This window comes from Agromyces terreus (genome assembly GCF_009749465.1).
Classification (GTDB): Bacteria; Actinomycetota; Actinomycetes; order Actinomycetales; family Microbacteriaceae; genus Agromyces; species Agromyces terreus.
Genome location: NZ_WBIS01000002.1, coordinates 586,507 through 612,602 on the forward strand (window position 1 = coordinate 586,507; position 26,096 = coordinate 612,602).

20 protein-coding genes are annotated in these 26,096 nt (G+C 71.9%); 11 read left to right on the top strand and 9 right to left on the bottom strand.

The features are described from left to right. The first annotated feature begins 79 nt into the window (after positions 1–79). On the top strand, positions 80–3,814 hold the full coding sequence (locus GQQ92_RS07760; RefSeq protein WP_156998639.1) for a bifunctional proline dehydrogenase/L-glutamate gamma-semialdehyde dehydrogenase: 3,735 nt from the start codon (positions 80–82) through the stop codon (positions 3,812–3,814). Positions 3,815–3,986: 172 nt separating this feature from the next. Then, positions 3,987–5,297: a hypothetical protein gene (locus GQQ92_RS07765; RefSeq protein ID WP_156998640.1), complete on the top strand. Its 1,311-nt coding sequence runs from the start codon at positions 3,987–3,989 to the stop codon at positions 5,295–5,297. 158 nt (positions 5,298–5,455) lie between these two features. Here the strand turns inward: GQQ92_RS07765 and GQQ92_RS07770 are convergent, their stop codons facing one another. After that, positions 5,456–5,932 carry an ATP-dependent zinc protease family protein gene (locus tag GQQ92_RS07770; protein ID WP_156998641.1) on the bottom strand — a complete coding sequence of 159 codons (477 nt, stop codon included), beginning with the start codon at positions 5,930–5,932 and terminating at the stop codon, positions 5,456–5,458. 27 nt (positions 5,933–5,959) lie between these two features. Here GQQ92_RS07770 and GQQ92_RS07775 point away from each other — a divergent pair, with 27 nt between their 5' ends. Then, positions 5,960–7,165 carry a RimK family alpha-L-glutamate ligase gene (locus tag GQQ92_RS07775; RefSeq protein WP_156998642.1) on the top strand — a complete coding sequence of 402 codons (1,206 nt, stop codon included), beginning with the start codon at positions 5,960–5,962 and terminating at the stop codon, positions 7,163–7,165. Positions 7,166–7,268: 103 nt separating this feature from the next. On the opposite strand, the gene GQQ92_RS07780 is transcribed toward GQQ92_RS07775, so the two are convergent. From GQQ92_RS07780 to GQQ92_RS07795, 4 genes are all read right to left on the bottom strand, one after another. Next, a complete protein-coding gene (locus tag GQQ92_RS07780) occupies positions 7,269–8,819 on the bottom strand; it encodes an APC family permease (RefSeq protein ID WP_156998643.1) in 1,551 nt (516 codons plus the stop codon). Between the two features lie 262 nt (positions 8,820–9,081). Beyond that, entirely contained in the window at positions 9,082–9,468 is a 387-nt protein-coding gene (locus tag GQQ92_RS07785) for a GntR family transcriptional regulator (protein WP_156998644.1), read from the bottom strand. A 2-nt stretch (positions 9,469–9,470) separates the two neighbouring features. Then, the gene (locus GQQ92_RS07790) at positions 9,471–9,908 is read right to left on the bottom strand and encodes an Lrp/AsnC family transcriptional regulator (RefSeq protein WP_156998645.1); all 438 of its coding nucleotides are present in this window, start codon (positions 9,906–9,908) and stop codon (positions 9,471–9,473) included. Between the two features lie 51 nt (positions 9,909–9,959). After that, complete coding sequence (locus GQQ92_RS07795) at positions 9,960–10,604, bottom strand: TetR/AcrR family transcriptional regulator (RefSeq protein WP_232057564.1); 645 nt, start codon at positions 10,602–10,604, stop codon at positions 9,960–9,962. A gap of 101 nt (positions 10,605–10,705) precedes the next feature. On the opposite strand from GQQ92_RS07795, the gene GQQ92_RS07800 reads away from it, so the two are divergent. The 3 genes from GQQ92_RS07800 to GQQ92_RS07810 all read left to right on the top strand — a co-directional run bounded on the left by GQQ92_RS07800 (position 10,706) and on the right by GQQ92_RS07810 (position 14,683). Continuing rightward, the gene (locus GQQ92_RS07800; RefSeq protein ID WP_156998647.1) at positions 10,706–12,436 is read left to right on the top strand and encodes an amidohydrolase; all 1,731 of its coding nucleotides are present in this window, start codon (positions 10,706–10,708) and stop codon (positions 12,434–12,436) included. Between the two features lie 11 nt (positions 12,437–12,447). Beyond that, positions 12,448–13,809 (top strand): APC family permease, encoded by a 1,362-nt coding sequence (locus GQQ92_RS07805; protein WP_156998648.1) that lies wholly within the window; start codon positions 12,448–12,450, stop codon positions 13,807–13,809. Positions 13,810–13,882: 73 nt separating this feature from the next. Beyond that, entirely contained in the window at positions 13,883–14,683 is an 801-nt protein-coding gene (locus GQQ92_RS07810) for an LLM class F420-dependent oxidoreductase (RefSeq protein ID WP_156998649.1), read from the top strand. A gap of 4 nt (positions 14,684–14,687) precedes the next feature. On the opposite strand, the gene GQQ92_RS07815 is transcribed toward GQQ92_RS07810, so the two are convergent. Next, positions 14,688–15,560, bottom strand: coding sequence for a hypothetical protein (locus tag GQQ92_RS07815; protein ID WP_156998650.1), 873 nt, complete (start codon positions 15,558–15,560; stop codon positions 14,688–14,690). A 104-nt stretch (positions 15,561–15,664) separates the two neighbouring features. Between GQQ92_RS07815 and GQQ92_RS07820 the strand changes: the two genes are divergently transcribed. Together GQQ92_RS07820 and GQQ92_RS07825 are read left to right on the top strand one after the other, a co-directional pair. Then, positions 15,665–17,212: a peptide MFS transporter gene (locus GQQ92_RS07820; protein WP_156998651.1), complete on the top strand. Its 1,548-nt coding sequence runs from the start codon at positions 15,665–15,667 to the stop codon at positions 17,210–17,212. A 61-nt stretch (positions 17,213–17,273) separates the two neighbouring features. Continuing rightward, the gene (locus GQQ92_RS07825; protein ID WP_156998652.1) at positions 17,274–18,041 is read left to right on the top strand and encodes a polyprenol monophosphomannose synthase; all 768 of its coding nucleotides are present in this window, start codon (positions 17,274–17,276) and stop codon (positions 18,039–18,041) included. A 420-nt stretch (positions 18,042–18,461) separates the two neighbouring features. On the opposite strand, the gene GQQ92_RS07830 is transcribed toward GQQ92_RS07825, so the two are convergent. The 3 genes from GQQ92_RS07830 to GQQ92_RS07840 form a co-directional block, all read right to left on the bottom strand. Next, positions 18,462–19,718, bottom strand: a complete 1,257-nt coding sequence (locus tag GQQ92_RS07830) for an ROK family transcriptional regulator (RefSeq protein ID WP_156998653.1) — start codon at positions 19,716–19,718, stop codon at positions 18,462–18,464. Positions 19,719–19,778: 60 nt separating this feature from the next. Next, positions 19,779–21,317, bottom strand: coding sequence for a carboxylesterase/lipase family protein (locus GQQ92_RS07835; RefSeq protein WP_156998654.1), 1,539 nt, complete (start codon positions 21,315–21,317; stop codon positions 19,779–19,781). 109 nt (positions 21,318–21,426) lie between these two features. Next, positions 21,427–22,005, bottom strand: coding sequence for a TetR/AcrR family transcriptional regulator (locus GQQ92_RS07840; protein ID WP_197738137.1), 579 nt, complete (start codon positions 22,003–22,005; stop codon positions 21,427–21,429). Between the two features lie 98 nt (positions 22,006–22,103). Here GQQ92_RS07840 and GQQ92_RS07845 point away from each other — a divergent pair, with 98 nt between their 5' ends. From GQQ92_RS07845 to GQQ92_RS07855, 3 genes are read left to right on the top strand one after another with little or no spacing between them, the layout of a single operon-like run. Continuing rightward, complete coding sequence (locus GQQ92_RS07845) at positions 22,104–23,414, top strand: MFS transporter (RefSeq protein WP_156998655.1); 1,311 nt, start codon at positions 22,104–22,106, stop codon at positions 23,412–23,414. After that, the gene (locus GQQ92_RS07850) at positions 23,414–23,638 is read left to right on the top strand and encodes a hypothetical protein (RefSeq protein ID WP_156998656.1); all 225 of its coding nucleotides are present in this window, start codon (positions 23,414–23,416) and stop codon (positions 23,636–23,638) included. Before GQQ92_RS07845 ends, GQQ92_RS07850 begins: the two co-directional genes overlap by 1 nt. Positions 23,639–23,686: 48 nt before the next feature. Beyond that, positions 23,687–25,987, top strand: a complete 2,301-nt coding sequence (locus GQQ92_RS07855; protein ID WP_156998657.1) for a glycoside hydrolase family 3 C-terminal domain-containing protein — start codon at positions 23,687–23,689, stop codon at positions 25,985–25,987. Positions 25,988–26,096 lie beyond the last annotated feature (109 nt).

The following is a 26,096-nucleotide window of genomic DNA, read 5'->3' on the forward strand; positions in this document are numbered from 1 at the left end:
GGATGCCGCGACGCACACTTAACCCGACAGGCGCGACGAACCCACGGCGCCCGAGCCGAAGGACACTAGCCTCGTGAGCATGCCGGACACCGCAACATCCGCGACGCAGCAGAGCACCGAACGCGTCGTAGCCCTCGTGCGACGGTGGCTCGCCGAGAGCGCCGAACACCCCGCAGAGGTCTCCGCCGAGCGCCTCGCCGGCGTGCTGAAGGACCCGAACGGGCTCGCCTTCACCGTCGGCTTCGTCGACGGCGTCATGCGCCCCGAAGACCTCGGCGTCGCGGGCCGCAACCTCGCGCACGTCGCGAAGCTCACGCCGGGGTTCCTGCCCTGGCACCTGCGCGCGGCCATCCGGGTCGGCGGGGCGTTCGCGCCCGTGCTGCCGTGGGTCGTCGTGCCCATCGCGCGCCGCGTGCTGCGGGCCATGGTCGGCCACCTCGTGCTCGACGCCACGCCGGCCAAGCTCGGCCCGGTCATCTCGCACCTGAGGGCCTCGGGCAACCGCCTCAACCTCAACCTCCTCGGCGAGGCCGTGCTCGGCGAGGACGAAGCCGACCGCCGGCTGAAGGGCACGACCGAGTTCCTCGCCCGCGACGACGTCGACTACGTGTCGATCAAGGTCTCGAGCGTCGTCAGCCAGCTCTCGATGTGGTCGTTCGACGAGGCCGTGGCCAAGGTCGTCGCCAAGCTCACGCCGCTCTACGAGCTCGCCGCGCAGAACGAGGCGCGCGGCAAGGCGAAGTTCATCAACCTCGACATGGAGGAGTACCGCGACCTCGACCTGACCATCGCGGTCTTCACCGCGCTGCTCGACCAGCCGCAGCTGAAGCACCTCGAGGCCGGCATCGTGCTGCAGACCTACCTGCCCGACGCGCTGGGCGCCATGCAGCACCTCAACGCCTGGGCCGCCGAACGGCGTGCGCAGGGCGGCGCCCCCATCAAGGTGCGCGTCGTCAAGGGCGCCAACCTCGCCATGGAGCACGTCGACGCGGCCGTGCACGGCTGGCCGGTCGCCACCTACGCCACCAAGCAGGAGAGCGACACCAACTACAAGCGCGTGCTGCGGTGGGCGATGACCCCCGAGCGAACGGATGCCGTCAAGCTCGGCATCGCCGGACACAACCTGTTCGACGTGGCCGATGCCTGGGTCACCGCCGTCGACCGCGGCGTCACCGGCCGTATCGACTTCGAGATGCTGCTCGGCATGGCGACCGGCCAGGCCGAGGCCGTGCGCGGCGACGTCGGCAACCTGCTCCTCTACACGCCCGTCGTCAACCCGAGCGAGTTCGACGTCGCGATCGCCTACCTCGTGCGCCGCCTCGAAGAGAACGCGAGCCAGGACAACTTCATGTCGGCGGTGTTCGACCTCGCGTCGAGCGAACCGCTCTTCGATCGCGAGATGCGCCGCTACCTCGCGTCGCTCGCGGCGCTCGAAGCCGAGTCCGACGGAGGCGGCGACGACGCGCTACGTGCCGACACGGCAGGTGCCGACGGGACGGCGGCATCCGCGGCATCCGGAACGCCCGCGGCATCCGGGGCATCCGCCGTGCCCGCCCCCAACCGCACCCAGAACCGCCGCACCGAGTGGACGGAGGAGTCCTTCGCCGCGGCCATGGCCGCCAAGGACGCCCCGGCACCCGGCAGCGAGCACGAGCAGGACGAGTCGCTCACGAGCGTCGTGCTCGGCATCCGCCGGGGCAGCCTCGGAGACGGGTTCGACCTCGACGCCCTCGAGGCCTCGCTCGACGGCGCGCCCGCGCCGGTCGGCTCGGGCGTGACGCCCGGGTTCCGCAACGAGCCCGACACCGACCCGGCGCTCGCCGCGAACCGCGAGTGGGGTCGCCGCATCCTCGCGCGCGTGCCCGAGTCGCGACTGGGCGTCGACACGGTCGCCGCCGCCCGCATCGACGACGCCGCGACGCTCGACCACGTCATCGCCGTCGCCGCCGAACGCGGACGCGACTGGGGTTCGCGCTCGGGCGACGAGCGCGCCGCGGTGCTGCACCGCGCGGGCCTCTCCCTCGCCGCGAACCGCGACCGCCTCATCGAGGTCATGGCCGCCGAGACCGGCAAGACGATCGCCGAGTCCGACCCCGAGATCAGCGAGGCCATCGACTTCGCGCACTACTACGCCGAGCGCGCCCGCGAGCTCGACCACGTGCAGGGCGCCAGGTTCGTGCCGTCGGAGGTCACGGTCGTGACCCCACCGTGGAACTTCCCGGTCGCGATCCCCGCGGGCGGCGTGCTGGCCGCGCTCGCCGCAGGCTCCGCGGTCGTCATCAAGCCCGCGAAGCTCGCCCAGCGCTCCGGCGCCGTCATGGTCGAGGCCCTCTGGGAGGCGGGCATCCCGCGCGACCTCCTGGTGCTCGTCGACCTCGCCGAGCGCGACCTCGGAACCCGCCTGGTCAGCCACCCCGACGTCGACCGCGTGATCCTCACGGGCGCGTACGAGACCGCGAAGCTGTTCCGCTCGTTCCGCCCCGACCTGCCGCTGCTCGCCGAGACGAGCGGCAAGAACGCGATCATCGTGACGCCGTCGGCGGACCTCGACCTCGCGGCATCCGACGTCGTGAAGAGCGCGTTCGGACACGCCGGCCAGAAGTGCTCGGCCGCGTCGCTCGTCATCCTCGTGGGCTCGGTCGCGAGGTCCGAGCGGTTCATGCGCCAGCTCGTCGACGCGACCATGTCGCTCAAGGTCGGATGGCCCGAGCACGCGTCGAGCCAGATGGGACCGCTCGTGGAACCCGCGAACGGCAAGCTCGAGCACGCGCTGACCCAGCTCGGCATCGGCGAGGAGTGGCTCGTCGAGCCCAAGCGGCTCGACGACACCGGCCGCCTCTGGTCGCCGGGCGTGCGCACGGGCGTCGCCGACGGCTCGTACTTCCACCTCACCGAGTTCTTCGGCCCCGTGCTCGGCGTCATGCACGCGAAGAACCTCGACGAGGCGATCCGCATGCAGAACGCGGTCGACTACGGGCTGACCGCGGGCCTGCACTCGCTCGACGCCGACGAGATCGCGACCTGGATCGACCGGGTCGAGGCCGGCAACCTCTACGTCAACCGCGGCATCACGGGTGCGATCGTGCAGCGCCAGCCGTTCGGCGGCTGGAAGCGGTCGGCAGTCGGCGCCGGCTCGAAGGCCGGCGGGCCGAACTACCTGTTCGGCCTCGGCGACTGGCAGCCGCAGCACGACATGACCTCGGGCTCCCTGCACCTGCGCGGGCTCGAGAAGCGCGTGTCCGAGATCATCGAGGCCTCCCAGTCCTCGCTCGACTTCGAGGCGTTCGAGGTGCTCCGCCGTTCCGCGCTGTCCGACCAGATCGCGTGGACCGAGGAGTACTCGACCACGAAGGACGTCTCGGCCGTCGGCGTCGAGCGCAACCTGTTCCGCTACCGCCCGCTGCCCGTCGCGATCCGCATCGGCGAGGCCGCCACGCTCGGCGAGGGGCTGCGCATCATCGCCGCGGGCGTGCTCGCCGGAGCCCCGCTCACCGTCTCGACCGCGCACGAGCTGCCGAAGGGCGTGCGCCAGCTGCTCGGGTCGAAGGGCTTCGACCTGGTGCGCGAGGGCGACGCGACCTGGCTCACCCGAGTTTCGAAGCACGGCGTCGGCGCGTCGCGCGTGCGGCTCGTCGGCGGCGACCCGTCGGGGCTCGCCGGTGCGCTGGACGGGACGCCGGATGTCGCGGTGTGGGCCCACCCCGTGACGCCCTCGGGTCGCGTGGAACTGCTGCCGTTCCTGCACGAGCAGGCGATCTCGATCACGAACCACCGGTTCGGCAACCCGACGACGATCACCGACGACGTCATCTGACGCGGCTTCGCCGGTCGAGGAGGCGCTTCAGCGCCGGTTCGGGACGCTTCGCCGGTCGAGGAGGCGCTTCAGCGCCGTCTCGAGACCTGCGCGGGTCTCGGGACGCTTCGCTCCTCGACCGGCGGGGTCTCGAGACGCTTCGCTCCTCGACCGGCGCTGACAGAATGGCGGGATGCCGATCGTGATCCAACCAGCGGGCGCACCCGTGCGCCGCTCACCGCTCACCCTGCTCGTCTTCTCGGTGCTGGTCGGGCTTCCGCTCGCGGGCCTCATCGGCGCCCTGATGCCGGAGCTGGCCGGCGGATTCGTGGCGGCCTGGGCGATCGCCGCCGTCGCGAGCGGCGCGATCCTCGGCGTGATCATGGCGCTCATGTATCGCACGCTGGCGGTCGACCTCGATCGCGGCGTCGTTCGTCTGGGCTCCGGCGAGCTGCCGCTCTCGAGCGTGACGGCGGTGAAGCGATCCATCTCGTCGGGCGGCACCGCGCAGTACCTCCACTACCGCATCGCCGCGGACACCGGCGCAAGCGTCCGCGTGCTCGTGTTCGGCCGGCCGTTCAAGGGGCTCGCCCTCGAGCAGGCCGTCGCGTTGCGCGGCCTCGTCGAGCGGTCGGGCCTGCCCGCGAGCGCGTCCGGGGCCAGTGCCGAGAGCGAGCTGCTGTCCGGCGACTCGCAGGCGAACGTCGCCGCCGCCGCGATCGGCCGCGACGCACTCCTGCTCGAGCTCGACGGGGTGATCCGGCTCTTGGGCGGGGCGGATCCGTCCCAGGCCACTCCCGCCGCCGCGGTGCCGGAGGGCGCCCCCGCGCCCGCGAGCGAGGCCACGGAGTCCGGTCTCGCGCCCGAAGACGAACAGCGTCTGCGGGCTCTGGTCGAAGCGCTCGCGACCGATGACGACGGCGCCGCCCAGCTCATCGCCGCGGCGCCGCGGACCGCCGCGAACGTCGCGGCCGCCGCCGCAGCGGCCATGTGGCTGGCCGTCGCCGGATTCGCCGTCGCCTTCGTGTGGGGCATCACCGAGTCGGGCGGGTTCGGCGACGGCGCGCTCGCGCTGCTCGGCTGGTCGGCGGCGATCGGTGCGGTCGCCCTGTTCGTCTGGGCTGCGGCCGCCGATCGGCGGACGCTGCGCCTGCAGGCGCTCGGCGCCGAGTGGCTCGCGGCGGATCCGCGACGGGCCGAACGCGGGTTGCCCGCGCCGTTCCTCGGGGTGGCGCTCGACGCGGCGAACCGCCTGCTCGGGCTGTGCGCGTACGCCGGCAGCGTGCTCGGCTTCCTCGGCGTGATGCTCGGCATCGGCATGCTCGCCACGGGCGACGAGCCCGATCTCGTGGTGTTCGCGGTCGTGCTGCTGGTCGTCGGTGCGATCGCCCTCGTGCTCGGCATCTGGGCGTTCGTCGCGACGCACCGCCGTCGCAAGCGCGCCGCCGCCGCGTTCGCCGCACTCGCGGGCAAGCGCGGCGAACTCGCCTACGGGCGGTTCTGACCGGCGGCGGGTCGGGACGTGTGCGGGTCTCGAGACGCTTCGCTCCTCGACCGGCGGCGGCGAGACGCTTCGCTCCTCGACCGGCGGCGGGTCTCGAGACGCTTCGCTCCTCGACCGGCGGCGGGTCTCGAGACGCTCCGCTCCTCGACCGGCGGCGGTCAGCGGCCGCGGTTCTGACGGCGGATGCCGCGGGGCGCGCGTCCGCCGAGGAACGACTCGCCGGCGGCGACGAGGAACCCGTTGCGCAGGGCCTCGCGCCCGATGAGCATGCGGAAGCCCATCTCGTCGCGGTTGCTCAGCGTGACCTCCGCGCGCATCTCGCGCCCGAGGAGCACGATGTCGAGGAGCACCACGATGCGCTCCTCGGAGTGGCCCGATGAGCTGCGCACGGCACGCCGGTCGTGCACGCGCGACTCGACGACCACGGCGTCGTCGTCGGAGTTCTGCCACGGCCGGACGCCGTAGCGGACCCAGGGGATGCCGTCGCGCTCGAACTCCTCGACGTCGAACGCGTGCAGCGAGGACGACCGTGCACCGGTGTCGAGCTTGACCTTGATCCAGTCGACGTCGATCTCGGGGAGGCTCGCCCATTCGCGCCATCCGGCGATGGTGCTTGAATGGTCTGACGCTCTCATCTCGATCCATCATGGCAGGGGCTGACTTTGAAACTGGCGATTCTCTCGCGTGCCCCGCAGGCGTACTCGACGCAACGGCTCAAGGCCGCGGCCGTGCAGCGCGGCCACCAGGTGAAGGTGCTGAACACGCTGCGCTTCGCGATCGACCTCGCGGGCGCCGAGCCCGACCTGCAGTACCGCGGCCGCCCCCTGAGCGACTACGACGCGATCCTGCCGCGCATCGGCAACTCGATCACGTACTTCGGCACGGCGGTGGTGCGCCAGTTCGAGCAGATGGACGTCTACACGCCGAACACCGCGAACGGCATCACGAACGCGCGCGACAAGCTCCGGGCGAACCAGATCCTGTCGCGGCACAACATCGCGTTGCCGCCCACGTCCTTCGTGCGCAACCGCGCCGACGTGCGTCAGGCGATCGAGCTCGTCGGCGGTGCGCCGGTCGTCATCAAGCTGCTCGAGGGCACGCAGGGCATCGGCGTGATCCTCGCCCCGCAGGTCAAGGTCGCCGAGGCGATCATCGAGACGCTGCACTCGACGAAGCAGAACGTGCTGATCCAGAAGTTCATCGCCGAGAGCCGGGGGCGCGACATCCGTGCGCTCGTCGTCGGCGACCGCGTGGTCGCGGCCATGCGCCGGGTCGCGAGCGGCGACGAGTTCCGTTCGAACGTGCACCGCGGCGGCAGCGTCGAGCCGGTCGAGCTCACGCCCGAGTACGAGCAGGCGGCGGTGCGCTCGGCGCAGATCATGGGCCTCAAGGTCGCGGGCGTCGACATGCTCGAGGGCAACGACGGCCCGCTCGTCATGGAGGTCAACTCATCGCCCGGCCTGCAGGGCATCGAGACGGCGACGAACCTCGACGTCGCCGGCGCGATCATCGACTACATGGCCAACCAGGTCGCGTTCCCCGAGATCGACGTGCGCCAGCGGCTCACCGTCTCGACGGGGTACGGCGTGGCCGAACTGCTCGTGCACGGCAACGCCGACCTCGTGGGCAAGACGCTCGGCGAGTCCGGCCTGTGGGAGCGCGACATCACGGTGCTCACGCTGCACCGCGGGGCCAACGTGATCCCGAACCCGCGCAAGGGCGTGCTGCTCGAGTCGGGCGACCGTCTGCTCTGCTTCGGACGCCTCGAGGAGATGCGCTCGATGATCCCCGAGCGCCGCAAGCGCCGCGCCAAGGTGCGCCGCCTGCCCAAGGAGCCGATCCCGGCTCCCGCGGCGCCCGCCGAGTAGCCGGCGCCTGCGGCATCCGCTCGGCTGCGGCATCCGTGTACTCGCGGCATCCGAAGGCCGAAGGCCGAAGCCCCAACCGGATGCCGCGCCGCGGCGTCGCGCGTCAGACGCCGCCGTCGACCGAGCGCACGAACTCCGACGGGTCCTCGGGCACGAGCACGGGCGTCTCGCGGTTGAGGCTCTCGCCGCGGAAGAACGGCTTCGCGCGCGGGAACATCCACCAGATCAGCATCAGCACCACGCCGAAGGCGAGCGCGCCGATGCCGAGCACGAACGTGCCGCCGATGCCGAGCAGCACCGTGTAGCCGTAGTCGACGTCGTACATGTCGATCGCCGACTGCACGAACGCGTAGGTCAGCATGAGCGCGCCGAGCAGCGGCAGCAGGCCCTTGTAGAAGAAGTCGCGGGCGCTCTTGAACAGGTCGCGGCGGAAGTACCAGACGCACGCGAAGCCGGTGATCGCGTAGTAGAACGCGATGGCGAGGCCGAGCGAGAGCACCGAGTCCTGCAGGAGCGAGTCGCTGATGAGCGACATCCCGACGTAATAGACGATCGCGACGATGCCCATGACGAGGGTCGAGAAGGACGGCGTCTTGTACTGGGGGTGCACGCTGGCGAACTTGCGGGGGAGCGCCTTGTAGGCGGCCATCGCGAGCGTGCCGCGGGCGGTCGGGAGGATCGTGGTCTGCGTGGACGAGACGGCCGAGATGAGCACCGCGACGACGAGCACCCAGCCGAACGGGCCGAGCAGGCCGTCCTTGATGGCGAGGAAGAAGTCGTCGGCGTTCGCCTCGTTGCCGAGGCCCGAGCCGGAGTCGCCGAGGCCGGCGTACATCATCGCGGCGACGGTGACGCCGACGTAGGTGATGAGCAGGATGATGGTCGTGAGCAGCGCGGCCCGGCCGGGGATGCGCTTGGGGTCCTTCGTCTCCTCGTTGAGCGCGAGGCAGGTGTCCCAGCCCCAGTAGATGAAGAGCGCCAGCAGGGTGGCCTCGACGAAGCTGTGCCAGTCGGTGAGCGCGAACGGGTTGAACCACGACCAGTCGAATGCGGTCGCGCCGGGCGCGTCGCCCGAGAAGTACTGCCACATGGCGGCGATCACGAAGATCGCGAGGGCGACGTACTGGATGCCGAGCAGGATGTTCTGGATGCGCTCGCCGATCTCGACGCCGCGCCAGCTCACCCAGGTCATCGCCGCGATGAACACCACGCCCGTCGCGGTGACGACGACGGCGTTCTCGGAGAGCGAGCCGTCGCCGATGAGCGACCAGAAGTAGATGCCGGCGATCTGGGCGAGGTTCGCGAGCACGACCATGCCGGCCACGGCGACGCCCCAGCCGCCCATCCACCCGACCCACGGGCCGAACGCCTTCGTGCCCCAGGTGAACGTGGTGCCGCAGTCGGGCACGTCGTTGTTCAGCTCGCGGTAGGCGAAGGCGATGAAGAGCATCGGCACGAAGGCGATGACGAAGACGATGGGAGCCTGCGCGCCCACCGCGAGCACGACGAAGCCGAGCGTCGCGACGAGCGAGTAGACGGGAGCGGTCGAGGCCAGGCCGATGACGGTCGACCCCCAGAGCCCGAGCGTTCCGACGGCGAGTCCCTTGCCGTTCGGGCGTGACATGTCGATGGGCGTCGTCGGTGAGCTGGCCATGGTCTGAAGCTAGGCTCCCCGGTCGCCGACCGTCAAGCGGAGGGGAACACGGGCTGTGCGGAGTTCGGGCTCCGCCGCACGGTACGACCGGCGGGGGCTGGTCTCGAGACGCTTCGCTCCTCGACCGGCGGGGGCGGGTCTCGAGACGCTTCGCTCCTCGACCGGCGGGGGCTGGTCTCGAGACGCTTCGCTCCTCGACCGGCGGGGGTGGCTTCGCTCCTCGACCGGCGGGGGCGGCTTCGCTCCTCGACCGGCGTGCGGGTCAGCGCTTCGCGCCCAGTGCGGCGGCGACGAGCGCGAGGGCCTCGGCGTCGTCGAGACCGAGCCGGTGCACGCGGTCGGCGTAGGCGATCGCCGCGAGCTGCGCCTGCTGCGATGAGGCGTCGCCGGTCGCCGCGACGAAGGTGCCCGAGCGACCGCGGGTCTCGATGATGCCGTCGGACTCGAGTGCTCGGTAGGCCTTGGCGACGGTGTTCACGGCGAGCCCGAGGTCGGCGGCGAGGGCGCGCACGGTCGGCAGCCGTGTGCCGGGCGGGAGCGATCCGTCGGCGACGCCCTCGACGACCTGCCGTCGCAGCTGCTCGAAGGGCGGTGCGGATGCCGCGGGGTCGATGCTGAGCGCGAGCGGTGCTGCCGCGGCATCCGTCATCGTCAGTCCCTGCTGCGGTTGACCAGCCGGGACAGCACGATGGCGCTGCGGGTGTGGTCGACGTTCGGGGCAACGCGCACGCGTTCGAGCGCGTCTTCGAGGGAGGCGATGTCGCGCGCGCGGATCTGCACGATCGCGTCGGCGCTGCCCGTGACGGTGCCCGCGTAGACCACCTCGGGCACGCCCTGGAGGATGCGCTGCAGTTCGTCGGGGGCGACCGTGCCGCGGCAGAACAGCTCGACGTACGCCTCGGTCGACATGCCGTCGACGGCGGGGTCGACCTGGATCGTGAACGAGCGGATGACGCCGTCGGCGACGAGGCGGTCGACGCGCCGCTTGACGGCGCTCGCCGAGAGGCCGACGGAGGACCCGATGTCACCGTACCCGGCGCGCGCGTTCTGGCGGAGCAGGTCGAGGATGGCTCGATCGAGGTTGTCCATCCTCGGAGTGTACGACGATCGGTTGCGCGGGAACAGGCCTGCGCGCGGGAATCATGCGTGGGGCGGCGAAGCGGAGCCGTCGACGGGGTCGGGCGCGGCGTGGCGTCGCCGCAGGCCGTCCATGAGCGCCGCGAGTCCGACCTCGAAGGCCCGCTGCGCGCTGAAGCCGTCGCCGAGTGCGGGATCGAGCGCTGCGCGGAGTTCGGGCAGCTCGGGCGGAACCGAGGCCTGGTCGAGCAGGTCGGCCGGGGCGACGAGGTCGATGGCGGAGCCGACCACGAGCGCCTCGACGGTGCGCATGACGGCGACGGCGTCGCCGACGGGCCATCCCGCGCCGACGAGGGCGGCGATGACGCGCCCGTACATGTGCAGCGTGGACTCGTCGCGGATCGGCGTGGTCGCGAGCAGGAAGGTCACGTTCGGGTGCGCGGCGAACGCCGCGAGGTACGAGCGCGCCCACGATTCGACGGCGGCCGGCCACGGTTCGGCGTCGAAGGCGGTCGTGTCGATGTCGGCCACGATGCGGGCCCGCACGGCCTCGATGAGGTCGCTGCGGCTCGCGACGTGGTTGTAGAGCGAGGAGACCTGGCGGTCGACGCGCTTGGCGAGCGCGCGCATCGACAGGGCGTCGCCGCCCTCTTCGTCGATGAGTTCGAGCGCGACGGTCACGAGGTGCTCTCGGTTGACGCGTGTCACGGATTCCATCTTGGGTCTTCCCTCGCTCGCTTCGAGAGTGTATCGTCACGTTCACTCAAATACGAACACTGTTCGTACCCTGATCTCGAAGGATCCAGCACGTGAGCACGACCCTCTTCCACGGCGGCACGGTCTGGCGCGGGCACGCCCAGCCCACCGGCCACGCCCTCCTCGTGCGCGACGGACGCATCGTCGCCCTCGACGACGAGGCGCTGCGGCTGGCCGACGCCGCGGAGCATTCCGATGGCGCCGGTGCGGCAACCGCCGCGGCATCCGGTACCGCCGACGCCGCGGCATCCGGTACCGCCGACGCCGCGACATCCGTCGAGCGCATCGATCTCGAGTCGGGCTTCCTGATGCCCGCGTTCGGCGACGGCCACGCGCATCCCCTCTTCGGCGGGCTCGAGGCCGAGGGGCCCGACGTGCGTGCGTGCGCCACGGTCGAGGAGATCGTCGCCGAGGTGCGCCGGTTCGCCGAGGAGCACCCCGAGCGCGAGTGGATCCAGGGCGCCTCGTACGACGGCAGCCTCGCCGAGGGCGGCCTGTTCGACGCGCGATGGCTCGACGAGGCCGTCGCCGACCGGCCCGTGGTGCTGCGCGCCTGGGACTACCACACGGTGTGGTGCAACACGCGGGCGCTCGAGCTCGCGGGCATCGACGCCGAGACCCCCGACCCGGTGCTCGGCGAGATCACCCGCCGCGCCGACGGCAGCCCGCTCGGCACGCTGCGCGAGTGGGGCGCCGTCGAGCTCGTGACCGACATCATGCCGCCCCGACCGGCCGAGGAGCGCCTGCGCGCCCTCGAACGCGCGGCCGACTACTACCTCGCCCGCGGCGTCACCTGGGTGCAGGACGCCTGGGTCGAGCCCGGCGACCTCGACACCTACCTGCTGGCGGCCGAGGCCGACCGTCTGCGCCTGCGCACCAACCTGGCGCTCTACGCCGACCCGCGCCGCTTCGCCGAGCAGCTGCCCGACTTCGTCGAGTCCCGCCGGCGCGTGCAGGAGGCCGGGTCGCCCCTGCTCACCGCGAACACGGTGAAGTTCTTCGCCGACGGCGTCGTCGAGAACGAGACGGGCGCGCTGCTCGAGCCGTACTGCTCGGCGCTGCACAAGCACGGCATGTCGGTCTGGGGCGCCGAGGCGCTCGCCGAGGCCGTGTGCGCGGTCGACGCGGCCGGGTTCCAGGTGCACGTGCACGCGATCGGCGACGCGGCGGTGCGGCAGGCGCTCGACGCGATCGAGCACGCCGTCGCCGTGAACGGGCCGCGCGACCGCCGCCCCGTGATCGCCCACGCGCAGCTCGTCGACGAAGCCGACCTCGACCGGTTCGCGAGCCTCGGCGTGATTCCGAACATGCAGCCGCTGTGGGCCCAGCTCGACGCGCTCATGCAGGTGCTCACCGTGCCGCGGCTCGGGCAGGAGCGCGCCGACCGGCAGTACCCGATGCGCACCATCGAGCAGTCCGGCGCGCGGCTCGCGTTCGGGTCGGACTGGCCGGTCTCGTCGGGCGACCCGCGCGACGGCATCGCCGTGGCCGTGAGCCGTCGCACCGTCGACGGCGAGCCGGCGGGCGGCTGGACGCCGCACGAGATCCTGCCCGTGGGCGTCGCGCTCGACGCGTACTCGGCGTCGGTCGCCCACCAGGCCTTCGCCGACAGCGCGGATGCCGCGTGGGGCCGCATCGAGCCGGGCGCCGCCGCCGACCTCGTGCACCTGGCCGCCGACCCGCGCGACCTGGATCCGTCGCGGATCCCCGATCTTCCCGTTCGGGCCACCTGGCTCGCGGGATCCCCCCGATACCGAGGCGCCCCCAGCCTCGCCGTCTCCTGAAAGGCACACCCATGTCCCAGGCCGCCCCCGCCGACGCCGTCGTCGCCGCCGACTCCGGTCCCAAGCTGAAACGAGTGCTCGGCGTCCCGTCGCTCGTGCTCTTCGGCCTCGTCTACATGGTGCCGCTCACCGTGTTCACGACGTACGGCATCGTCACCCAGATCAGCGGCGGCCGCGTCGCCGCGTCGTACCTCGTCACGCTCGTCGTGATGCTCTTCACGGCGCGGTCGTACGCGCGCATGTCGGCGGCGTTCCCCTACGCCGGCTCGGCCTACGTGTACACGCAGCGCAGCTTCGGCGGCGCGGTCGGCTTCCTCGCGGGCTGGTCGCTCATGCTCGACTACCTGTTCCTGCCGATGATCAACTACCTCGTGATCGGCATCTACCTCGAGGCGGCGTTCCCGGCCGTGCCGGCGTGGGTGTTCATCCTCGCGTCGATCCTCATCGTGACGGTGCTGAACGTGGTCGGCATCGTGTCGGTTGCCCGAGCGAACGTGGTCATCATCGGCGTGCAGGCGGTGTTCATCCTCGCCTTCATCGGCTTCGGCGTCGCGTCGCTCAACGGCCAGGCGGTCGACCCGCTGGCGCCCTTCGTGGGCGACGGCACCGCCGACGGGCCCGGCGCGCTCTTCGCGGGCGCCGCGGTGCTCTGCCTCTCGTTCCTCGGCTTCGACTCGGTCTCGACGATGGCCGAAGAGGCGAAGGACGCCAAGCGCACGGTGCCGCGCGCGATCATGATCGTGACCATCGCGGCCGGCGTGATCTTCGTGGGGCTCTCGTACCTCTCGCAGCTCGTGTTCCCGTCGAACGCGTTCTCCGACGTCGACTCCGCGGCGCTCGACGTGATGCGCACCGCGGGCGGCGAGTTCCTCGCGGTCTTCTTCACGGCGGCGTACGTCGCGGGTGCCGCGGGCTCGGCGCTCGCGTCGCAGGCCTCGGTCTCGCGCATCCTCTACGCGATGGGCCGCGACGGCGTGCTGCCGACCCGCTTCTTCGGCCGGCTCTCGGCGCGGTTCAAGACGCCGGTCATCGCGATCCTCTGCGTCTCGGTCGTGTCGCTCGCGGCGATCTGGATCGACCTGGGCCTGCTCGCGGGCATGATCAGCTTCGGCGCGCTCGTGGCGTTCTCGGTCGTGAACCTGTCGGTGTTCAAGCACTACTTCGTCGATCTCGGCGAGCGATCGGGCGGGGCGGTGCTGCGCAACGTGGTGCTGCCGTTCGTCGGCTTCGGGCTGACCGTCTGGCTCTGGACGAGCCTCGCCCCCGAGACCTTCATCGTCGGCTTCATCTGGCTCGCGGTCGGCGTGATCGTGCTCGCGATCGCCACCCGCGGGTTCCGCCGACCCACGCCGATGCTCGACCTGAAGGAGTGACGGCGACGGATGCCGCGGGCCCGGGCTCGCGGCATCCGGCCCCCGCCTCCTCGGCCGGGCGTAGGCTCGACGGATGAGCCCTATCTCACCCGTGCGCCTCGGAATCCAGGTGCAGCCCCAGCACGCCCAGTACCCCGCGATCCGCGACACGGTGCTCCGACTCGAAGAGCTCGGCGCCGACATCGTCTTCAACTGGGACCACTTCTTCCCGCTCTCGGGCGACCGCGACGGCCTGCACTTCGAGGCGTGGACCATGCTCGGCGCCTGGGCCGAGCAGACCGAGCGCCTCGAGTTCGGCACCCTAGTGAACTGCAACTCGTACCGCAACGCAGACCTGCAGGCCGACATGGCCCGCACCCTCGACCACATCAGCGCGAAGGGCGGCGAGGGCCGCTTCATCTTCGGCACCGGCTCGGGCTGGTTCGAGCGCGACTACGACGAGTACGGCTACGAGTTCGGCACCGTCGGCGGGCGCCTGAACGCCCTCGCCGACGCGCTGCCCCGCATCGAGGAGCGCTGGGCGAAGCTGAACCCGGCGCCGACGCGCAAGATCCCGGTGATGATCGGCGGCAAGGGCGAGCAGAAGACCCTGAAGATCGTCGCGAAGCACGCCGACATCTGGCACTCGTTCGTGCCGCCGGCCGAGCTCGGCCGCAAGCTCGACGTGCTGAAGTCGTGGGGCGACGAGGTGGGCCGCGACGTGTCTGAGATCACGGTGTCGAACGAGCTCGGCCGCGGGCCCGCCGACCTCGAGCACGCCGACGCCCTCTACGACGCGGGCGTGCGGCTCTTCACCCTCGGCATCACCGGCCCCGACTACGACCTCGCCTCGGCCCGCGAGTACCTGGCCTGGCGCGACGCGAAGAACGGCTGAGCGACTACCGCTGGGGGCCGAACACCAGCTCGCCGCCCACGGTCCACACCACCGCGAACCTGGTCAGCGTGAAGTCCGTCGACCCGTCGGTCCCGACGCTCTCGCGCACCACGTTCGCGGTGGACCTCAGCCCGGCCTCGGGGAACCGCCCGTCCTCGGTGCAAGTGCGCTCGGCGGTGCTCGCCGCGCCCGAGGGGGCGGAGACGACGGTGAGGCAGAGGTCGAGGTCGTCCCGCGAGGCGTAGATGCCGACGCCCTCGGTCGTCTTCGCGAGGAGCCGGAACTCGGGGGCGCCCGAGCCGGCGTCGTAGAGCGACATGCCGGCGGGCACGTCCTCGGCCGTCAGCGGACGCTCGAAGACCGCGGCCGCGTCGGACTCGAGGGCGATCGGCAGGGTCTCGAGGTACTCGGCGAGGGTGCGCGGGCCGTTGTACGGCGTCGACGTCGGCGCGACCGCGAGCCCCCGGCCGCCGCCCTGCGCGCCGAGCGCCAGGCCGAGCACGACGCCCGCCACGAGGGCGCAGCCGGCGACGAGGATCGTCGACCGGGGGATGCGCGGACCCGTCGGCGCGGCCCCGGCGCCGGCCGGGTCTGCTGCGCCAGCTGCACCGGCTGCGCCGGCTGCGCCCGCCGCACCTGCCGCACCTGCCGCACCGCCGCCCGCACCGCGTGCGCCGGTCGAGGCATCCGCCCTCGAGCCTCCCTCCGCCGCGCCCGCACCGTCGTCGCCCTCGCCCTCGGCGTCGGACGTGCCCGGCTCGGCGGCCAGCCTGGCCTGGAGTTCGGCCGCGGCATCCGCCCGCTCGGCATCGGAGGAACCCGAGCCGAACGCGATGCGCTGCAGGCGGACGAGCTCCTCGTCGGGTCGTTCGGTCATGACCGGCCTCCGTGCGCGATGGACCCGACCAGTCTCGCAGGTCGCGGCATCCGGACGAGCGGATGTCTCGCGCCATCCGATCGCCCGGGTCTAGGCTGACGGCCATGGGCAAGGTGACCGAACCTGCCCCGGGGGAGTACGGCCCGCCAGAGCCGGAGGTCGACGACGGCGGCGAACGCGACACCCGGGGAGACCGCGGCTTCTTCGGACAGCCGAGACCGCTGGTGCACATCTTCGGCGTCGAGATGTGGGAGCGGTTCAGCTTCTACGGCATGCAGGGCATCCTGCTGCTCTACCTGTACTACTCCGCTGCCGACGGCGGCCTCGGCATGGACCAGGCCGTCGCCACCGGCATCGTCGGCGCCTACGGCGGGGCCGTGTACCTCTCGACCGTGCTCGGCGCGTGGATCGCCGACCGGCTGCTCGGCTCCGAACGCGTGCTCTTCTACAGCGCCATGGTGATCATGGCGGGGCACATCGGGCTCGCGCTCATCCCCGGCTTCTGGGGCGTCGGCGTCGGCCTCGTGCTCGTCGCGTTCGGCTCGGGCGGGCTCAAGGCCAACGCGACCACGGTCGTCGGAACGCTGTACTCCGCCAAGGACAGCCGACGCGACGCCGGCTTCTCGATCTTCTACCTCGGCATCAACCTCGGCGCGTTCTTCGGCCCGATCCTCACCGGACTCCTGCAGAACACCTTCACCGCCGAGAACGGCTACCCGCCGGCACTCGGGTTCCACCTCGGGTTCGGGCTCGCCGCCGTGGGCATGGCGTTCGGCCTGATCCAGTACTCGATCGGCCGCCGGGGGCTCCCGGCCGGGGCATCCGCGATCCCGAACCCGCTGCCGCGCAGCCGGTACGGGCTCGCGATCGCCATCGCCGCGGCATCCGTCGTGCTCGTCGTCGTGCTCGTGCTGATCGGCTTCATCACCGCCGCCAACCTCGTGACCTGGGTCATCGCCGGCACGGTCGTCGCCGCGGTGGCGATGTTCGTCGTCATCCTCTCGAGCCGCAACGTCGAGCCCGTCGAGCGCAAGCGCGTGTACGGGTTCATCCCGCTGTTCATCGCGAGCGTCGCGTTCTGGTCGCTCTACCAGCAGCAGTTCACGGTGCTCACGATCTACTCCGACGAGCAGCTCAACCGTCAGATCCTCGGCTGGGAGATGCCCGTCTCCTGGGTGCAGTCGATCAACCCGATCTTCATCATCGTGCTGTCGGGCGTGTTCGCCGCGATCTGGACGAAGCTCGGCGACCGGCAGCCGTCGACGCCGGTGAAGTTCGCGCTCGGCACGGCGATCATGGGCGTCGCGTTCCTGCTGTTCCTGCCGTTCGCCGACGGCGGCGCGAACTCGACGCCGCTGCTCTGGATGGTGCTCATCCTGTTCGTGTTCACGATCGCCGAGCTGCTGCTCTCGCCGGTCGGCCTCTCGGTCGCCACGAAGCTCGCCCCGAGGGTGTTCCACGCGCAGATGGTCGCGCTGTTCTTCCTCTCGGTCGCGCTCGGCACGAGCATCGCCGGCCAGCTCGGGGCGTTCTACACGCTCGTGAACGAGGCGACGTACTTCGGCGTGCTCGGCGCGATCGCGATCGTCCTGGGCGTCGCCCTCTGGCTCGGTCGCAAGCCGGTGTTGCGGCTGATGTCGGGCGTGCGCTGACCCGGCGAACCCTCAGGCGGCGTGCGGATACGATTGGCGGGCACGCACGAGGGGAGTACGGATGTCGCGCGCCCTCGTCGTGATCCCGACGTACAACGAACGCGAGAACATCGCCGAGACCGTCGCCCGGGTGCGGGCCGCCGTGCCCGAGGCATCCGTCGTCGTCGTCGACGACAGCTCGCCCGACGGCACCGGGTACGTCGCCGAGAGCCTCGCCGCCGGCGACGACGCCGTGCGCGTGCTGCACCGCACCGCGAAGGACGGCCTCGGCGCGGCCTACCTCGCCGCGTTCCACTGGGCGCTCGACCGCGGCCACGACCCGATCGTGCAGATGGACGCCGACGGCTCGCACCTGCCCGAGCAGCTCCCCTCGCTGCTCGCGGCCCTCGAGACGACGGATGCCTCCGGCCGCCCGGCCGACCTCGTCATCGGGTCGCGATGGGTCGAGGGCGGGCGCATCGAGAACTGGCCGCGGCGCCGCGAGATCCTCTCGCGGTGGGGCAGTGCGTACGCGCGCACGGTGCTGCGCCTGTCGACGCGCGACGTGACCGCGGGGTACCGCGTGATCCGGGCCTCGGCGCTGCGCGCGATCCGGCTCGACGACGTGCACACCCGCGGGTACGGGTTCCAGGTCGACATGCTCTGGCACGCCCGGCAGGCCGGGCTCGTCGTCGTCGAGGTGCCGATCACGTTCGTCGAGCGCACGCGCGGCCGCTCGAAGATGAGCCCCATGATCGTCGTCGAGGCGATGCTGAAGGTCACCGGGTGGGGCATCGCCGGGCTGTTCCGGCGCTCGCCCGCGCCGTCGAAGGGGTTCGTCGGGTCCTGATCGCGTGCGGTGCGGTCGTGTCCTGACTCGGTGCGGTGCGGTGCGGTGCGGTGCGGTGCGGCGGTCGCTCCTGCCGCCGCCTGAGTGCCGAATCGGCGCCTGAGTGCCCGATCGGCCGCACCGATTCGGCACTCAGGCGCCGAAATCGTGTGCGGGAGCGCGGGTGTGCGGGGTGCGGGGGTGCGGGGGTGCGAGCGTGCCCGGGAGTGCGAGCGCGGGCGCGCGGGCGTGCAGGGGTGCGGGCGGCGGGGGTGCGGGGTGCGGGGTGCGGGGGTGCCCGATCGGCGTGGGAGTGGGAGTGCCGAATCGGCGCGGGAGTGCCCGATCGGCCGCACCGATTCGGTACTCGGGCGCCGAAATCGTTTGAGGGCGCGCGGGCGGGAAGGTGCGGGTGTGCGGGGGTGCGGGGGTGCGGGCGGGTCAGCCGACGAGCAGCAGCGGGTCGGCGACGAGGCGCTCGCGGGCCTGGCGTCGGGCGCCCACGAACGCGGCGTCGGCGCCGCCCGACGCGGGCGAGAACACCGGGACGGCGCTGATCGCACCGTTGCCGACCGCGGGCCGGTTGCCCTGCATGGCGGTGCGGATGTCGTCGATCATGCCCGCCCAGTAGCCGCCGACGACCACGACGGCCGGGTCGATCGTGGGCACCACGAGCTGCAGGGTGCGACCGATCCAGTGGGCGGCGTCGAGCCAGGCCCACCGGGCTCGGTCCTCGGCCTCGTCGATGCGCAGCACGAGTTCTTCGAGGGCGGCCGCGCGTCCGTCGGTCGCGGCGCACCCCGCGAGCCCGGCGCGCTCGAGCACGACCTCGGGTGCGGCGACCGTGGCGAGGCAGCCCTGCTGGCCGCAACGGCACCGCAGGCCCCCGGGCACGATCGGCAGGTGGCCGAACGTCGCGCCCAGTCCGTGCGCGCCGCGGAGCGGGCGGGCGGCGGCGACCGCGGCGGCGGAGACCGCGGTGTCGCCGTCGAGGTAGAGCAGGTCGCCGATGCCGGGCAGCGCCTCGAGCTCGACGGCCGCGGCCGCGCTCGCCGCGGGCACGAGGCGGATCGGAAGCGCCAGGGCGGCCTCGACGTCGGCGAGCGGCGGGACCATCGTGCGCAGGCCGCCGAGCACGTCGACCGGTTCGGCGCCGAACCGGGCGTCCATGATCACGACCGAGGGCGACCCGACCACCGCCCCGTCGACGAGCACCGTGATGTCGGCCACGCGGTGCCCGGAACGGCCGGCGGCGGCCAGCGCGCGCCCGAGCACGAGGGCGAGCGCCGCGACCGGATCGGCCGCGTCGGGGCGGGATGCCGCGGGCGCCGGATGCCCCTGCGTGGCGAGCTGCTCGGTGAACCGCGCCGACTCGTCGCCGCCGAGGCTCGCGACCGTGGCGATCGCGTCGTCGAGCCCGAGCCGCGCCGTGACGAGCACGCGGTCGCCGCCGGCGAGGGTGAGCGGGGTCGAGCGCCCGTCACCGTGGGCGTCGCCCGACTCGCGGATGACGCCCGCGTCGAGCAGGCGCGCCGTCAACCCGGCGACGGTTCCGCGCCCGAGTCCGGTGGCGTTGACGAGTTCGCTGCGGGTCGCCGTGCCGTGCGTCGCGAGATGCTCGACGACGAGGGCGGACTGTTCGCGGTGGGTGTCGAGGGGGCCGGTGATGGTGGGGACGGTCGTCTCGCCGGGTGTCATGACGCAAGCATGCTGCCGCCGCGCCTCGCGGTCACGTACCCCGTTCGGGGGTCATCCGCCTCACGGTGTTTCGAGTAGGGTGCGCACCGAGGCGTAGCCGTCCTCGACCATGGAGGACGGCGTGTCCCAGACCCGGGTCGCGCGCGAGGCATCCGTGTATCGCGGCCAGCCGGGGTCGCCGGTCGCGACGAAGGCGACGGCTGCGCCGTGTACCTCGTCGGCAAGCCGCTGCGGCGGGTTCGTGCCGGCGAGCGGCTCGATCGCGATCGAGTCGAGGCAGTCGAAGAAGAACGGCACGTCGAGGCAGTGCTCGGCGAAGCCGAACGTGCCCGAGGGCCACGAGAACCGGTACACCCAGGTGGGCGCGTCGCCGCGGAGGGCGGCGAGCCGCACGACGGCGGTGCGGAACATCCGGTCGGTGAGGAGCCGGCCGGCGACGCGTGCGGTGCCCTTGCCCGCGACATCCGGATTGGCCGCGAGGTAGGGCCGCAGCGCCGACCGGGTCAGGCCGAGCTTCTTCAGCACGAGCGACTTCGGGATCCAGCGGAGCTTCTTCTCGGCCTCGGCGAAGGCCATCGTGAACTCGTCGTCGGTCGCGCCGAGCACCAGCGGTTTGTCGGCCCCGACGCCGGCGGCCAGGGAGTCGCGCGTGGAACGCACGAGGAGGTCGCCGTCGATCGCCGGCCCGAGCGGCAGCCCGTGCTCGAGCATGCTGCCGAGGGAGTCGGGTCCGAGCTCGGTCGCCTGCTTCTGCAGCTCGATGATGCGCGCCTCGCTCAGCGAGCCGAGTCCGGCCCGGGTCGGTTCGACGCCGGCGGCGGCCGCGAGATCGCGCCCGAAGGCCTCGCTGCGCTCGGGCGCGACGTCGGCGAGCGCCCCTGAGATCGCGTAGACGCCGTGGAAGAGGTGCTGCGCCCGCTCCATTCCGAGCAGGGTGAGCACGGCCCCGCCGCCAGCCGATTGGCCCGCGATCGTGACCCGCGACGGGTCGCCGCCGAACGCGGCGATGTTCTGCTGCACCCACTCGAGGGCGAGCAGCCAGTCGCGCACGCCGCGGTTGGACGGGGCATCCGCGATCCAGCCGAAGCCGTCGAACCCGAGGCGGTACGAGATCGTCACGGTCACCACGCCGTCGCGGTTGAAGCGCCCGCCGTCGTACCAGAGGCTCGCGGGCGAACCCGCGAAGTAGCCGCCGCCGTGGATCCAGACGAGCACCGGCAGCGCGGCATCCGCTCCGGCATCCGCTCCGGCATTCGCCCCGGCGTCCGCGGCGGAGGGTCGCGGTGTGAAGACGTTGACGTTCAGTGTGGACTCGCCGGGCACGCTCGGCTCGGGGATGAGGGTCACGCCGGGGTCGCCGCGCTGGGCGGTCGCGCCGAACTCGAGCGCGTCGCGAACGCCCTGCCACGGCGCCTTCGGCACGGGTGCGGCGAAACGGAGCTCGCCCACGGGCGCCTCGGCGAACGGGATGCCGAGGAAGGCGGCGGATGCCCCGGGGCCGCCGGGTTCGCCGCGCCAGGCGCCGCGGACGCGGCCCGCGACGGTGTCGACTTCGACGAGGGTGCCGGTGTCGGTCGGGGACTCGGACGGGATCGACATGGGGTTCCTCCTCATCGAGAACGGGTGACCATCGAGAACGGGTGACGACGGCTCGCATCGTGCGATAAAACCGAATCACGCACGGTAATGAGCAGTATGCCGCATCCGCTCAGTCGTTGCGTGCGACGAGCTGCCAGAGGTACGCGATGTGGTCGGCCATGTCGATCGAGGTGTCGAGCATCCACTGCGTCTGGAGGCCGTCGGCGGCGGCGAGGAAGAGGTTGGCCACGCGTGCGACGTCGAGCTCGGGGTCGAGCCGGCCCGCCCGCTGCTCCTCGCGGAGCATCCCGCCGAACGTGCTGCGGAACTGCACGTACCGCTCGACGAAGAAGTCGTGCGCGGGGTGCTCGGCGTCGGCGGCCTCGGTCGAGAGCTGCGCGTAGAGCTGCACGAGGCCGGGCACTTCGCTGTTGTGGCGGATGACCCCGACGAAGGATCGGATCGGGGACTCGGGCTCGAGCCCGAACGACGCCGAGTCGACCTCGTCGCGCTTGCGGAGCACCTCCTGGAAGAGCTCCTCCTTCGAGCTGAAGTAGTGCAGCAGCCCGGCCTGGCTCAGTCCGACGGCGTCGGCGAGCTCCTTCACGCTCGTGCGGCGATAGCCGTTGCGGGCGATCACGTCGAGCGCGGTCGTGAGGATCTCCTCGCGCTTGGCGATGCCCTTTGCGTACGAACCTCGTTGTGCCATAGGGGAATGCTACGGACTCGGTCTTGCAAACCAAAACCGAGCATTGTATGGTTTTGCGATCGGCCTCGACGGCGAGGCTTCGAAAGGACCCCCAGCACATGACGATGGCGTCGACACCCCCGGCAGAGCACCGCCCCGACGAGCCCGAAGCCCCGCTCGCCTTCATTGAGGACGCGGCCGGCAACGAAGATCCGCCCACGCCCATCAAGGGCGTACGCCGCCTGCTCGGTTGGATCATCCCGGCCAACCTCGGCATCTTCCTCATCTGGGGCGCCGTGCCCGGCATCCTCCTGCCGCAGCAGATCGCGCTCCAGTTCGGCGAGGCCGACAAGGTCGCCAACCTCACGATCGTCGCCACCATCGGCGCCTTCTGCGCCATGCTCGCGCAACCGATCGCCGGCACGATCTCGGACCGCACCCGCTCCAGGTTCGGCCGCCGCGCACCGTGGATCATCATCGGCGTGCTCGCGGGCGGGCTCTCGCTCGTCGGCCTGGCCTTCGCCGACAGCCTCGTCGGCGTCGCGATCGCGTGGACCCTCGTGCAGATCACCTACAACTTCGCGCAGGGCCCGCTCAGCGCGGTCATGCCCGACCGGGTTCCGCTGAAGCGCCGCGGCACGTTCGCCGCGCTCTCGGGCATCGGGCTCATGGTCGGCGCCCTCGGCGGCCAGGTCGTCGGCTCGCTGTTCTTCGACAGCATCACCGCCGGATACCTCACGTTCGCGGTGCTCGCGGTCGTGCTGCTGACCCTGTTCACCGTCTTCAACCCCGACTACTCGTCGAAGGAGCTCGAGCTCGAACCGTTCCGGTTCTCCGACTTCCTGCGCACGTTCTGGGTCAACCCGGTCAAGCACCCCGACTTCTTCTGGGCGTTCACCGGCCGGCTGCTGCTCTACACGGGCTACTTCGCGGTCACCGGATTCCAGCTCTATCTCCTCACCGACTACTTCGGCGTCGACGCCCCGCAGAGCGTGATCCCGGTGCTCGGCCTCATCAGCCTCGCCGGAATCCTCCTCGCGACCGTCGTCTCCGGGCCGCTGTCCGACAAGGTCGGCCGCCGCAAGATCTTCGTCTTCGCCTCGTCGGCCGTGACCGGTCTCGCCTTCCTGCTGCCGTGGGCGTGGCCCGATCTCACCGCGTGGATGATCATGACCTTCATCTCCGGGCTCGGCTTCGGCATGTTCCAGGCCGTCGACACGGCGCTCATGAGCGAGGTGCTGCCCTCGGCGAAATCGTTCGCCAAGGACCTCGGCGTGGTCAACATCGCCGCGACGCTGCCGCAGACCCTCGCCCCGGGCGTCGCCGGCGCGATCGTGCTGGCCTTCGGCTACGCCGGCCTGTTCCCCGTCGCCATCGTGCTCTCGGTGCTCGGCGCCTTCGCCGTCTGGCCGATCAAGGCGGTGAAGTGATGACGGATGCCTTGACGACGACGCGCCCCGCGCGTCCGCGCGCTCTGCTCGTCACCGGCGTCATCGGGGGCGTGAGCGCGACGCTTATCATCTGGTGGGCGTTCTCGAACCTGATCGCGAAGGACTACGGCAAGCCGCTGTTCCGACGAGCGATCGCCGACGACGCGCCCGAGCGGGCCGTCGCATCCACCCCGGGCTCGCCGCAGGCGCAGCCCGCCGCCTGACCCGAACCAGACGCCGGCGACCGCCGCCGGCACGTGAAGGAGCACCGCATGACCGACACCCTGAACACCGTCGACGGCGCCGGGCGCGCCGTCGAGGCATCCGCCGCCGATGTCGTCGCCGAACTGACCCTCGAGGAGAAGGCCTCGCTCACGAGCGGCGCCGACTTCTGGAGCACGAAGGCCGTCGACCGCGTCGGTCTGCCGAAGATCGTCATGACCGACGGCCCGCACGGCGTGCGCCTCCAGCGTGCCGACAGCGACCACCTCGGCATCGGCGACAGCGTGCCCGCGACGTGCTTCCCGCCCGCCGTCGCGCTCGGCTCCTCGTTCGACGCCGACCTGCTCGAGCGCGTCGGCAGCGCGCTCGGCGAGGAGGCGCAGGCCGAGGGCGTCGGCGTGCTGCTCGGCCCCGGCATCAACATCAAGCGCTCGCCGCTCTGCGGCCGCAACTTCGAGTACCTCTCGGAGGACCCGCTCGTGTCGGGCGTGCTCGGCTCGGCGCTCGTGCGCGGCCTCCAGTCGCAGGGCGTCGGCGCGTCGCTCAAGCACTTCGCCGCCAACAACCAGGAGGCCGACCGCATGCGCGTCTCGGCCGACATCGACGAGCGCCCGCTGCGCGAGATCTACCTGCGCGGATTCCAGCGCGTCGTCGAAGACGCCCAGCCGTGGACCGTCATGTGCTCGTACAACCGCATCAACGGCGTGTACGCCTCCGAGGACCCGTGGCTGCTCACCTCGGTGCTGCGCGACGAGTGGGGCTTCGAAGGCCTCGTCGTCTCGGACTGGGGCGCCGTCAACGACCGCGTCTCGGCGCTCGTCGCCGGCCTCGACCTCGAGATGCCCGCGAGCGGCGGACGCACCGAGGCGCAGGTCGTCGCCGCCGTGCAGGACGGCTCGCTCGACGAGGCCGCCCTCGACCTCGCCGCGCTCCGCAACGTCGAGCTCGTGCAGAAGGCCGTGCGCAACGCGCGGGCGGATGCCTCGTACGAGGTCGACGCGCACCACGCGCTCGCCCGCGAGGTCGCCGGCGCCTCGGTCGTGCTGCTGAAGAACGAGGGCGGCGTGCTGCCCGTCGCGCCCGAGGCATCCGTCGCCGTCATCGGCGAACTGGCCCGCACCCCGCGGTACCAGGGCGCCGGCTCGTCGCAGATCAACCCGACGAAGCTCGACAACGCGCTCGACGAGATCCGCGCGCTCGCCGCGGACGGCGCCGACGTCGCGTTCGCCGCCGGCTACGCCGAGGACGGCTCGAGCAGCGCCGAACTCACCGCAGAGGCCGTCGCCGCGGCATCCGAAGCCTCGACCGTGCTGCTGTTCCTCGGCGTGCCCGCCGCGCAGGAGTCCGAGGGCTTCGACCGCGACGACCTCGAACTGCCCGCCGTGCAGCTGGAACTGCTCGAGGCGGTGCTCGCGGCCAACGCGAACGTCGTCGTCGTGCTCTCGAACGGCGGCGTCGTGCGCCTCTCGGGCTTCGCCGACCGGGTGCCCGCGATCGTCGAGGGCTGGCTGCTCGGCCAGGCCGGCGGCGGCGCGATCGCCGACGTGCTCTACGGCGCGGTCAACCCGTCGGGCCGCCTCACCGAGACGATCCCCGTGCGGCTGGCCGACAGCCCCGCGTACCTCGACTTCCCGGGCGAGCACTCGCACGTGCGCTACGGCGAGGGCCTGTTCGTCGGCTACCGCTGGTACGACGCGCGCGAGCTCGAGGTCACGTACCCGTTCGGCCACGGCCTCTCGTACACGAGCTTCGAGTACGCGGATGCCTCGGCGACCGCCTCCGCCGACGGCGTCGCCGTGCGGGTGACCGTGACCAACACGGGCGACCGCGACGGCGCCGAGGTCGTGCAGGTCTACACCGCGCTGCCCGGATCGGCCGTCGTGCGCGCCCCCCGCGAGCTCAAGGGGTTCGCGAAGGTCGCGCTCGCCGCGGGCGAGTCCCGCGAGGTCGAGGTGGCCGTGCGCCGCGCCGACCTCGCCTACTGGGACACGCGCGTCGACCGGTGGGTCGTCGAGGGCGGCGCCTACGAGGTGTCGGTCGGTGCGTCGAGCCGCGACATCCGCTCGGTCGTCTCCGTCGACGTGGAGGGCGACGCCGTGCACGTGCCGCTCACGATGAACTCGTCGATCGGCGAGCTCATCGCGCACCCCGTCGCCGGCCCGATCGTCATGCAGGCGTTCAGCGCCGGCAGCGGCGACGGACCCGACGTCGGCGGCGCGCTGCTCGCCGACCCGGCCATGTTCAAGATGATGGCCTCGTTCCCGATCGGGCGTCTCGCGTCGTTCCCCGGCATGCCGGTGTCGATCGAGCAGGTCGAGCAGCTCATCGCCGCGTCGAACGCGCAGGGGTAGCGCGCCGCCGGCCTGGGCCGCCTGCCCGGATGCAGGAATCGAGGCGCCATCCTCGCTGTGAGGCGGGGATGGCGCCTCGTTTCCTGCACGGGCGCCTGCCGGTGCGGGT

Coding starts and splice junctions, on each gene's coding strand:
- GQQ92_RS07760 (WP_156998639.1), top strand. CDS start 80: ATGCCGGACACCGCAACATCCGCGACGCAGCAGAGCACCGAACGCGTC.
- GQQ92_RS07765 (WP_156998640.1), top strand. CDS start 3,987: ATGCCGATCGTGATCCAACCAGCGGGCGCACCCGTGCGCCGCTCACCG.
- GQQ92_RS07770 (WP_156998641.1), bottom strand. CDS start 5,932: ATGAGAGCGTCAGACCATTCAAGCACCATCGCCGGATGGCGCGAATGG.
- GQQ92_RS07780 (WP_156998643.1), bottom strand. CDS start 8,819: ATGGCCAGCTCACCGACGACGCCCATCGACATGTCACGCCCGAACGGC.
- GQQ92_RS07785 (WP_156998644.1), bottom strand. CDS start 9,468: ATGACGGATGCCGCGGCAGCACCGCTCGCGCTCAGCATCGACCCCGCG.
- GQQ92_RS07790 (WP_156998645.1), bottom strand. CDS start 9,908: ATGGACAACCTCGATCGAGCCATCCTCGACCTGCTCCGCCAGAACGCG.
- GQQ92_RS07805 (WP_156998648.1), top strand. CDS start 12,448: ATGTCCCAGGCCGCCCCCGCCGACGCCGTCGTCGCCGCCGACTCCGGT.
- GQQ92_RS07810 (WP_156998649.1), top strand. CDS start 13,883: ATGAGCCCTATCTCACCCGTGCGCCTCGGAATCCAGGTGCAGCCCCAG.
- GQQ92_RS07815 (WP_156998650.1), bottom strand. CDS start 15,560: ATGACCGAACGACCCGACGAGGAGCTCGTCCGCCTGCAGCGCATCGCG.
- GQQ92_RS07820 (WP_156998651.1), top strand. CDS start 15,665: ATGGGCAAGGTGACCGAACCTGCCCCGGGGGAGTACGGCCCGCCAGAG.
- GQQ92_RS07825 (WP_156998652.1), top strand. CDS start 17,274: ATGTCGCGCGCCCTCGTCGTGATCCCGACGTACAACGAACGCGAGAAC.
- GQQ92_RS07830 (WP_156998653.1), bottom strand. CDS start 19,718: ATGACACCCGGCGAGACGACCGTCCCCACCATCACCGGCCCCCTCGAC.
- GQQ92_RS07835 (WP_156998654.1), bottom strand. CDS start 21,317: ATGTCGATCCCGTCCGAGTCCCCGACCGACACCGGCACCCTCGTCGAA.
- GQQ92_RS07840 (WP_197738137.1), bottom strand. CDS start 22,005: ATGGCACAACGAGGTTCGTACGCAAAGGGCATCGCCAAGCGCGAGGAG.
- GQQ92_RS07845 (WP_156998655.1), top strand. CDS start 22,104: ATGACGATGGCGTCGACACCCCCGGCAGAGCACCGCCCCGACGAGCCC.
- GQQ92_RS07850 (WP_156998656.1), top strand. CDS start 23,414: ATGACGGATGCCTTGACGACGACGCGCCCCGCGCGTCCGCGCGCTCTG.
- GQQ92_RS07855 (WP_156998657.1), top strand. CDS start 23,687: ATGACCGACACCCTGAACACCGTCGACGGCGCCGGGCGCGCCGTCGAG.